Source organism: Gordonia sp. (in: high G+C Gram-positive bacteria) (assembly GCF_012515855.1).
Taxonomy (GTDB): domain Bacteria; phylum Actinomycetota; class Actinomycetes; order Mycobacteriales; family Mycobacteriaceae; genus Gordonia.
Map to the genome: position 1 here is coordinate 1 of NZ_JAAYXO010000124.1, position 8,873 is coordinate 8,873.

11 protein-coding genes and 1 pseudogene are annotated in these 8,873 nt (G+C 66.1%); 6 read left to right on the plus strand and 6 right to left on the minus strand.

Translation table 11 applies throughout. From position 1 onward, the window contains the following. Positions 1 to 275 precede the first annotated feature (275 nt). A pseudogene (locus GX543_RS09355) lies at positions 276 to 599 on the plus strand (VOC family protein); the annotation flags it as partial. Positions 600 to 859: 260 nt separating this feature from the next. Here the strand turns inward: GX543_RS09355 and GX543_RS09360 are convergent. Beyond that, positions 860 to 1,267 (minus strand): ArsI/CadI family heavy metal resistance metalloenzyme, encoded by a 408-nt coding sequence (locus tag GX543_RS09360; RefSeq protein WP_290851522.1) that lies wholly within the window; start codon positions 1,265 to 1,267, stop codon positions 860 to 862. Between the two features lie 99 nt (positions 1,268 to 1,366). On the opposite strand from GX543_RS09360, the gene GX543_RS09365 reads away from it, so the two are divergent. Beyond that, on the plus strand, positions 1,367 to 1,720 hold the full coding sequence (locus GX543_RS09365) for an Rv2640c family ArsR-like transcriptional regulator (protein WP_290851524.1): 354 nt from the start codon (positions 1,367 to 1,369) through the stop codon (positions 1,718 to 1,720). 116 nt (positions 1,721 to 1,836) lie between these two features. Next, a complete protein-coding gene (locus tag GX543_RS09370) occupies positions 1,837 to 2,529 on the plus strand; it encodes a M24 family metallopeptidase (protein ID WP_290851525.1) in 693 nt (230 codons plus the stop codon). A gap of 16 nt (positions 2,530 to 2,545) precedes the next feature. Here GX543_RS09370 and GX543_RS09375 read toward each other — a convergent pair whose 3' ends face one another. Next, complete coding sequence (locus GX543_RS09375) at positions 2,546 to 3,469, minus strand: alpha/beta fold hydrolase (RefSeq protein ID WP_290851527.1); 924 nt, start codon at positions 3,467 to 3,469, stop codon at positions 2,546 to 2,548. Positions 3,470 to 3,546: 77 nt separating this feature from the next. Here GX543_RS09375 and GX543_RS09380 point away from each other — a divergent pair, with 77 nt between their 5' ends. After that, positions 3,547 to 4,071 carry a TetR/AcrR family transcriptional regulator gene (locus GX543_RS09380; RefSeq protein ID WP_290851529.1) on the plus strand — a complete coding sequence of 175 codons (525 nt, stop codon included), beginning with the start codon at positions 3,547 to 3,549 and terminating at the stop codon, positions 4,069 to 4,071. A gap of 59 nt (positions 4,072 to 4,130) precedes the next feature. On the opposite strand, the gene GX543_RS09385 is transcribed toward GX543_RS09380, so the two are convergent. The 3 genes from GX543_RS09385 to GX543_RS09395 all read right to left on the minus strand — a co-directional run bounded on the left by GX543_RS09385 (position 4,131) and on the right by GX543_RS09395 (position 5,662). After that, positions 4,131 to 4,895 carry a hypothetical protein gene (locus GX543_RS09385; RefSeq protein WP_290851531.1) on the minus strand — a complete coding sequence of 255 codons (765 nt, stop codon included), beginning with the start codon at positions 4,893 to 4,895 and terminating at the stop codon, positions 4,131 to 4,133. A gap of 124 nt (positions 4,896 to 5,019) precedes the next feature. Next, complete coding sequence (locus GX543_RS09390) at positions 5,020 to 5,415, minus strand: hypothetical protein (protein ID WP_290851533.1); 396 nt, start codon at positions 5,413 to 5,415, stop codon at positions 5,020 to 5,022. A 13-nt stretch (positions 5,416 to 5,428) separates the two neighbouring features. After that, positions 5,429 to 5,662, minus strand: coding sequence for a hypothetical protein (locus GX543_RS09395; protein WP_290851535.1), 234 nt, complete (start codon positions 5,660 to 5,662; stop codon positions 5,429 to 5,431). A gap of 198 nt (positions 5,663 to 5,860) precedes the next feature. Between GX543_RS09395 and GX543_RS09400 the strand changes: the two genes are divergently transcribed. Next, entirely contained in the window at positions 5,861 to 6,229 is a 369-nt protein-coding gene (locus GX543_RS09400; protein ID WP_290851537.1) for a metalloregulator ArsR/SmtB family transcription factor, read from the plus strand. Continuing rightward, complete coding sequence (gene arsB, locus GX543_RS09405; protein WP_290851539.1) at positions 6,226 to 7,326, plus strand: ACR3 family arsenite efflux transporter; 1,101 nt, start codon at positions 6,226 to 6,228, stop codon at positions 7,324 to 7,326. Before GX543_RS09400 ends, arsB begins: the two co-directional genes overlap by 4 nt. On the opposite strand, the gene GX543_RS09410 is transcribed toward arsB, so the two are convergent. Then, the coding region (locus GX543_RS09410; RefSeq protein WP_290851541.1) for a bifunctional 3-(3-hydroxy-phenyl)propionate/3-hydroxycinnamic acid hydroxylase at positions 7,241 to 8,873 on the minus strand (1,633 nt) is incomplete at its 5' end. The genes arsB and GX543_RS09410 overlap by 86 nt on opposite strands.

Sequence of the window (8,873 nt, forward strand, 5' to 3'; positions counted from 1 at the left end):
CTTCGGGGGGTCCTCAACACCTGTTGCTGAAGGTGAGTTCCCGTTCAGGGATAGGTGTCACTCGGCACGATGTTGGTCGAGCGTGTGTCTCAGCGTGTGGAACTTCATCCATCGGCGTCAAGAATCGAAACGTATTGGGCATACGTCGCGGCAGACGCCACTGCATGTCGCTCGATGGTGGCAGGGTCGAGTCCTCTCATCTATTTGAACCCGTCCTAGTTTCGTGCCGATAAGATACATTATGACAAGTACACTATCATCGGGCGCACGATCCCGCCGCCTCCGCCGAGTTTTATCTCGAGGTCCTCGGCGCTCGCCGGACCGAGGATTGGGGGCCGTTCGTCAACATCGTCCTCGATGACGACACTCTCCTCCAGTTCGCCACCGCGCCGGTCAACGATCCGATTCACCTGGCATTCCTGATGAACGATGACGAGTTCGACCGCGGATACGCGGCCCTTCAGCGGCGCGACATCGAGCACTGGGCCGATCCGCAGATGCGTCGGCCCGGTGAAGTATCGACCGGTGACGGCCGTCGGGTCTACTTCAGGGATCCGTCGGGGCACTTCCTGGAGATGCTCACACAGCCGTACGTGTGAGCGGCACTCACTGTTCACCCCGCTGGAGGGCGAGTCCCTCGACGGCTGGTGCGCAATGTACCGCCATCCCGGCGGACTGGTCGCGCCTCAAGCGCGCGCTACTCAGGACGCGCTTCGCCGGCGCCATCTGCAGGTTGCTTTGCGGCGCTACGACGAGCTCGCGCGACCATGCGTCAACACGGCTCAAGAGCTCCCGCCGGGCGGATGCGGAGCTTCGCCCGAACAGCCGCCTTGTAAATGGAACATGGATCGGACTGGGGTCAGGCCTCCCCTGTCGTCAGTGTGGGAGGTTCGCCGAAAGTGTCCGCGTCGGCCAGGACGGTGTAGACCTCCCAGTGTTCGCCGTCGGGGGCGCCCACCCACACCTTGTCCTGGGTGGCGAAGCAGCACGTGGTGTTGATCTGCTCCTCGGTGAACAGGCCTTCATCGGACAGTCGGGCGATCTCGCTATGAACAGCTTCGCTGGAGTCCACTTCGATGCCGAGATGGTTGATGGTGCCGCCATCGTCGCTGTTCTCGAGTAGGACCAGTTTCAGGGCGGGGTCGGTGATGGCGAAGTTCGCGTAACCGGACTCGACCTTCGCCGGAGCGGTGTCGAAAAGCTTGCTGTAGAACGCGATCGACGCTTCCAGGTCGTCGACGTTGAGGGCGAGTTGGATGCGGGCCATGGGAACCTCCGAGGCTTTGATGGATGTCGAAGTGATCGACTGTTCTGTTGTAACCGATTACTTTGATAGATGTCAAAGTCAACTGGTAGATTCGATTCCATGCCCAAACCTCTGCCCGTCATCGATGTCAGCGCCCCGATCTGCTGCGCACCTCTGGCCGCAGGACCGATGTCGGCCGATGACGCCGTCGAACTGGCACTTCGCCTCAAAGCACTCGCCGACCCGATTCGGATTCAGATGATGTCACTGCTCATGGGTGACACGCTTCGTGAGGTGGCCGCCAGTGAGCTCGCTGCCGCCGTCGGTGTCTCCGGCGGCACCGCGACACATCACCTCAACCAACTCCGCGGTGCGGGCATGGTCACCTCGCAGCGCCGGGGAGTCAACAACCTGTACCGCGCCGAGCCTGCCAACCTCGAAGCGCTGCGCGCAGTCCTCAATACCTGCTGCTGAATCGATCGACGGCCGCACTCCCCTACGTTTTTCGGCACTTGCGATCAAGGGGACGCCAGTACGGATTGGGGTGTCCGCCGCCATCCAACAGCGTTTCTCGACGGTAGCGTGAGTTCATGGTCTCCCAGATCGACATGCAGCGCATCGCCCGTCGTGCCATGGAAGCCACGCGCGCTCACCTCGAGCCTGGCCAGACTCTCGCCGAGATACGGGAGTTCTGCGAAAGCACGATGCGTCGACTGGGCGCAGACTCGTTCTGGTACTGGGGCATCGGTGCCTTCGTGTTCGCGGGCGAGAGTACGACGAGATCGATCTCCGGTCGCGAGTACCAGACTCCGGACTACAGGTTGGGACACAACGAGATTCTCACTCTCGATCTCAGTCCCCAGTGCGACGGTGTCTGGGGCGACTTCGCCCGAACCCTCGTCGTGGAGGACGGGATCGCCCTCGACGATGCCCGTGATTCGTCGTGCACGGAATGGCGAGACGGCGTTTCGGCCGAGTACGTCCTCCATGCACAGCTTCTCGACACTGCGCGACCGTGGCAGACGTTCGAGGAACTGGCCGCCATCATGAACGACAGGATCCGCGACCTGGGTTACGCGAATCTGGACTTCCGGGGCAACCTCGGCCATTCGATCCCGCGCAACGGCGAGGACAGAATCTATCTCGAACGCGGCAACCGGGCGCGTCTTGACTCCGTTGAGTCATTCACGTTCGAGCCGCACATCCACCGAGCCGGCAGCAGCTTCGGATACAAGCACGAGAACGTATACGAATTCGCTCGCGGCCGGCTCAGTGAACTGTAGTTCTCCCGTCTCCCTCTTACGGCCCGACGGGCACGGTCTCGGTCAAGAACTCGAGTTGGTCGGCGATCACGCGGGGAAAGTCCGGATGGATGTACGGGCCGAAGTGTCCGCACTCGTAGCGCAGCAGAGTCGACTCGGGAATCTTCTCAGCTGTCTTCGCCGCCGCGGCCGCCGGAGCGATGTTGTCCGACGCCGCCACCTGAATCAGCGTCGGACAGGTGATCTTCCGGGCATGACGGGCCGGAGAGTAGAACCCGATCTTGATCAAGATCCGCGCAGCCACGGTCTCCGGGTAGTCGCCGCGCTGAATGCTCGATTCGGCCAACAGTCGCTCGAACGCGGCCATCGCACCGGGGGCCGCGAGGGCCGCCACCGCGTTTTCGGGCCCGACCGCCGAGACGTATCGAGGCGGGCGCCGAAAGAGGGATCCGGCGAGGTCGGCCAGAGCGGGAGGCGCCAGCCGCAGCGCCTGCCTCAGGCCTGTGGCACGCACCGCCGCGGGGCCGCTGACGTGCGGAACCTGAGCGATGACTGCGGCCAGTCGCTCCCCGCTGCCGGCGATCGTCAACAAGTGACCTCCGGCGAACGACGTGCCCCAGGCGATGACTCGGTCGGAATCGACGACGTCCAGCGAGCGGGCGAACCTGATTGCGGCACGCCAGTCCTCCAGTTGCGACCGGACGTCGAGCAACTGACGCGGCTCCCCCTCGCTGTCGCCGAAACAGCGGTAGTCGAACAAGACCACCGCGTAGCCGGCGGCGGCGAATCGTTCGGCGTACGCGGGTAGCCGGAGGCCTCGTGTGGCGCCGAAACCGGAAGCCATGACGATCACCGGTACCCGGGCATGCGGCGCAGTCGGCCGGTACACCGTCGCGGCGCATCTGACCCCGGCGCTCGAAAAGAACTCGTCGGTCTGGCCGTACTGGTCACCGTCCGGCATGCGGGTCCCCTGTCTTCTTGATTGGCATACAAGGACGGTAACGCCTTCTTGATCGTCAATCAAGTAACGTGTGGAATATGCCTGCGAATCGGCGGCCACGAGCACGGGCTGAGAAGCGAGACGAGATCGTCACGGCCGCGCGCCGACTGTTCGTGGACGACGGCTACGACGCCACGGCCTTGAGCAAGATCGCCGCTGCGGCCGGCGTCACCGCGAACACCGTCTACTGGTACTTCCCCGACAAAGACCACCTGCTGGTGGCCGTCCTGGAAGAACTCCTCGCCGACGCGTTGTCGCGATACGAACCGATGGCGCAGCGGCCACTGGCGGACAAGATCATGTTCGCCGTTCAGGAACTGTCGGCGATGCGCAACCTGGTCGACACCGTGCATGCGCGGCGCGCGGCCTCGCCGGCCATCGATCAGTGGCACACCGGCTTTCACGAGGTGGCCGATGCGCTCACCCGTTCTGAGCTCCCTCCCGACGATGCGGAGCCGGCGAGCCACATCATCGCGTTCGTGGTCGAAGGTCTCCTCACCCATCCCGCCGGCGAGACCGAACAACGGGAGATCATCGACCTGCTGGTCGACCGCATCACCTGACGCTGCTGCGCCCGCGTCCAGCGGGGTCCTGAAACTCTCAACCGCAGAAACGATCTGGCTCACTGGTCCCGCACCCGGGCGATCTCGGCGATGATCTCCCGGTAGGCGGCCACCCGGGCCATCACTCGATCGGCGCCGGCCTCGCTCGGTTCCCCGTCCACCGCACTCTCGACGCCGTAGAGCATCGCGCTGAGGTCCCCGTGGAGCTCGGCACGTCGACGTTCGTTCTCGGCATCCTGATGTTGCTTGCGCAGCGAGGCGTCGATGAGGTCGGCTTCGTCTGCGCACCGGCCGATCAGATCGACCAGTCGGATCGCCGCGCTCTGCAAGCGGTCGGCGGCGGCCGGCGCGTCGGAGAGAATACGGCGATCGTCCGGGGTCGGATCCGACAGCGCCCTCAGGTCGGCTGCGGTGACACGCAATGCGGTCGACTTCTCGAAGTTCTCTTCGACGGTCCGCAGATCCTCGGTGAAGTCCACCTCTCCGAGCCATCCTTCGTCCGCGGCAGCGGAGTGGGTCACGCGCGCGGCGGCGGCTTGCGCGGCCTCGAAGTGCTTCACGTTCTCGCTTCCCAGGCGGCTCGACTGCCGAGCCCGCTCCAGCTGCGCTTGCTCTTCTGCGGCCGCACGGTCGGCGGCCTGCCGCACCTGCCGCTGCTCCCCCAGGTCTTTTCGCACGAGCGTGCCGACGATGGCCACCGCGGCGATCCCGAACAAGATGACGATGGTGATCCAGAGGGGCTTCGGCACCACGATCGCGACGACGACGACCAGAACGAGTGCCACGAGCCCGACGGCGCCGGCACCGTCGTCCCGCTCGGCCATCGTCCGCCCCTTCTGACCCGCACCTGCGGTGCGACTTCCTTACATCATCGTACGGAAGCGACTAAGGCCTCGACCCGCTCGTGTGGGATGTCCGCAAGCTCTCGTCGGGCCGGAATCGGAGTGCTCACCCGACGGTGTGGTGTGAGCGCCTGCGGAAGAGCCCGCGGCCGGCGGGGGCGTCGGGTGTGGCGGCGTCTGCGTGCTGGGCGATCAGATCGTCCCGGTCCTGGCTGAGGCTCTCGACGCGTTGATTGGACTGCTTGAGGTCCTGACGCGCCCGGCTCCCCCGGCGCGAGGCACGTCGTGCGCCCGCGAGGATCATTGCGAGACCCAGCATGGCGACCGCGCCGACTGCCACGCCGTAGAGGAACAGCGCGCCGGTCGAACCGGTCACGTGGTACCCGAAGACGGAGAAGCTGTCGGTCGTCAGCACGTGGGTGCCGCCGTTATTGGTCAGAACGCCGACGGTCGCCAGGATCACCGCAGCGACCAGAATGACGACTCCGAGGATGACGATCATGGGATATTCCTCCTCACGACGCGGTGCGCGTCAGAGTGTGGGTGGTTGATCGGCCCCTGCTGATGATCAGATCGTTCTCCAGTTCGGCGATCACGTTGAGGAGTGCCGAACTCAGATCGCCGACCGCGGTCGCGGTCTCGGCGTCGAGGATGCTCCGATTCAACTCGCCCAGTTGGACGTTCAGCCGACGCGTGATCGGCGGCAGGTCGGGGCGTGGGGTGAGGCGGAAGCGGGACGGTGCGATCATGGTCGTTCACCTGACTGGCCACCGTGGTGGCTGTGACGATCGGCGACGCTGACAGATCTCTGTCAGATGTGACTGCCGGTCACAATCAATCCTACGCTCGCCGGGCCTGAGGTGCGGCGTCCGATAACGGGCACCCTCGCCCCGGCCTCGTCTGGCCCCGTTCGACGCCGATGATTCGATGGATGTAAATATAGACGCATGTCGAATCAAGACCACATCGTCGACGTGAACGTGCGCTGTTCACCACTCGTGGGCGAACCGCTGACGCCGGTCGAGGCCCGCGACCTGGCGCCGGTGTTCAAGGCGCTCGCCGATCCCGTGCGGCTCCAGCTTTTCAGCCTGATCGGCAGCCACGCAGGCGGCGAGGCTTGTGTCTGCGACATCTCCCCCGCCGTCGACGTCTCCCAACCGACCATCTCCCACCACCTCAAGGTGCTGCGCGACGCCGGGTTGCTGGTCTCCGAACGTCGCGGAACCTGGGTGTACTACCGCGTCGTCACCACTGCTCTGCAGCCCCTCGCCGAATGCCTGCAACGGCAAACGCAACCGTCTGCGACCGGCGCATGACCTCGACAAACTCGTCCTCGCCCGCCGTGCGGCGGCTCTCGACGGTCGATCGCTTCCTTCCGGTGTGGATCGGCGCCGCCATGGTCGCCGGTCTGCTGCTGGGGCGCTTCGTGCCCGGGCTGGACACCATGCTCGACGCGATCGAGGTCGACGGCATCTCTCTGCCGATCGCCCTGGGCCTGTTGATCATGATGTACCCGGTGCTGGCCAAAGTCCGCTACGACCGCCTCGACACCGTCACCGGCGACCGCAAGCTCCTGATCTCGTCGCTCGTCCTCAACTGGGTTCTCGGGCCGGCGCTCATGTTCGCCCTCGCGTGGCTCCTGCTCCCCGACCTCCCGGAGTACCGTACCGGCCTGATCATCGTCGGCCTCGCCCGCTGCATCGCCATGGTCATCATCTGGAACGACCTCGCCTGCGGGGACCGCGAAGCCGCCGCCGTGCTCGTCGCGATCAACTCGCTCTTCCAAGTCGTCATGTTCGCCGTGCTCGGATGGTTCTACCTGTCCGTGCTGCCCGGGTGGCTCGGCTTGGAACAGACGTCGATCGACGCCTCCCCCTGGCAGATCGCCAAGTCGGTGCTGATCTTCCTCGGCATTCCGCTGCTCGCCGGATACCTCTCCCGCCGGATCGGCGAACGCGCCAGAGGCCGTGACTGGTACGAGCAGAGCTTCCTTCCCAGAGTCGGCCCCTGGGCGCTCTACGGACTGCTGTTCACCATCGTGTTGCTCTTCGCTCTCCAGGGCGAGCAGATCACCTCCCGCCCCGGGGGCGTCGCGCGGATCGCGCTACCCCTCTTGATCTACTTCGCCGTGATGTGGGCCGGTGGATTCCTGCTCGGCGGAGTGCTGCGCCTGGGGTACGCCCGCACCACGACCCTGGCCTTCACCGCAGCCGGCAACAACTTCGAGCTCGCGATCGCCGTAGCGATCGGCACTTACGGTGCCACCTCCGGTCAGGCCCTCGCCGGCGTCGTCGGCCCGCTCATCGAAGTGCCCGTGCTGGTGGCGCTCATCTACGTCTCCCTCGCCCTGCGTAACAGGTTTCCGGCCGACGAACGCGATGTGGCAGGCGCGACCGGGAATACTCCGCCGTGACCGGCATGGGCGGGATGAGGGTGTAGATCGACGCGATCGTGCGTCCGGCGGCCATCACCGTCCCGTCCGGGCGGACGAGGGCCGCGCGCGCATCGTGGTCGCTGAGCCAGATCCCGAGGCCGGAACGCGAGTCGACGACGATGACCGTCGCCCCGCGACGACCGATCTCGAATCGCTGTTCCGGGCTCGGTTCGTCGAGGCTCACGAGTGCGAAGCCCGGAGCCCTGTCGTCGAGGCGCAGCCCGCTCGACGACAGCACCGAGTTCGGCGCGAGCGAGCCGGCCGTGGTGTAGTCCGCACTCACCAGCCCGCGTAGCGCGCGAACAGGCGTGCCCGCCACACCGGCTCGGACATAGTACGAGGGCCCAAGGGCCGGCGTGGCGCTGTCGGCGAGCCGAGAGACGAACGCGGGCAGCCGCGCGAGCAGCGGTGCGATGACGCCCCGGAGAGCGTCACCGCCGCGCCCACCGCCCGTCATCAGGGCGCCGGTGAGCATGGCCAGTCGGATGAGGCCGGTCGTGTGGGGCTTCCGTTCGCTCTCGTAGCTGTCGAGACTCGACTCCGGTACGCCGCCGGCCAGGACGGCTGCCAGCTTCCAGCTGAGATTCGCCGCGTCGCGGATCCCGGCGCCCATCCCCTGCCCGATGAACGGCGGGGTGAGGTGCGCGGCGTCGCCGAGGAGGAAGATCCGGCGGTGCCGCCAGCGGTCCGCCACTCGGGCGTTGAACGTGTACTCCGCGCAGCGGACCAGCCGCAGATCGAGATCGGCGGCTCGGGGCAGCCAGGGCCGCATCAGCGGCAGCACCGCCGCGAGATCGGCGTAGTCCGAGGCGGATTCGCCGTCCAGGAGCTGAAACTCCCACCGGTAGCGATCGTCACCGATGCGCATGTACGTGGCCGCGCGCCGAGTGTCGCAGACCTGCTGCACGCCTTCCCACTGCCGTAGATCGGCGGTCGTCTCGACGTCGATCACGAGCCATCGTTGGCTGAACCCGAAGTCGCGCCAGTGCGCCCCCACGACGGACCGGGTCAGACTGCCCGCTCCGTCGCAGCCGAGGAGGTAGGCGCCCTCGACGGTGAGGCGTTCCCCCGTGCTGCGATCAGCGGCGTGCACGATCACCGACGAGTCGCGCTGGGAGATGTCGACGACCTCCACACCTCCGCGCACCGTGACCAGGTCGCGAGCCGCGACCGCGTCCCGCAGCAGCCGTTCGAGTTCGGGCTGATCGAACATCGACGCCGCCGGGAATCCGTGAACACCGATGTCCTCACCGCGGGGAAACTCCGCGATGAGGTCCAGCGAGTCGGTGACCAGACGCAGGCCACGGGCGGGGCGGGAGATGTGCTCGAACGCCTCGGCGAGGCCGAGCCGGGCCAGGATCCGGTAGACCTCGTCGTCGAGATGCACGGCTCGCGGCTGAGGGTAGACGTCCTCCCAGCGCTCCAGGACCACGCTGGGGACACCGAAGTCGGCGAGCAGTGCCGCTGCGCTCAGACCGGTCGGACCGGCACCGATGATGACGACGGGTGCCCGCTGCGACGTCGCC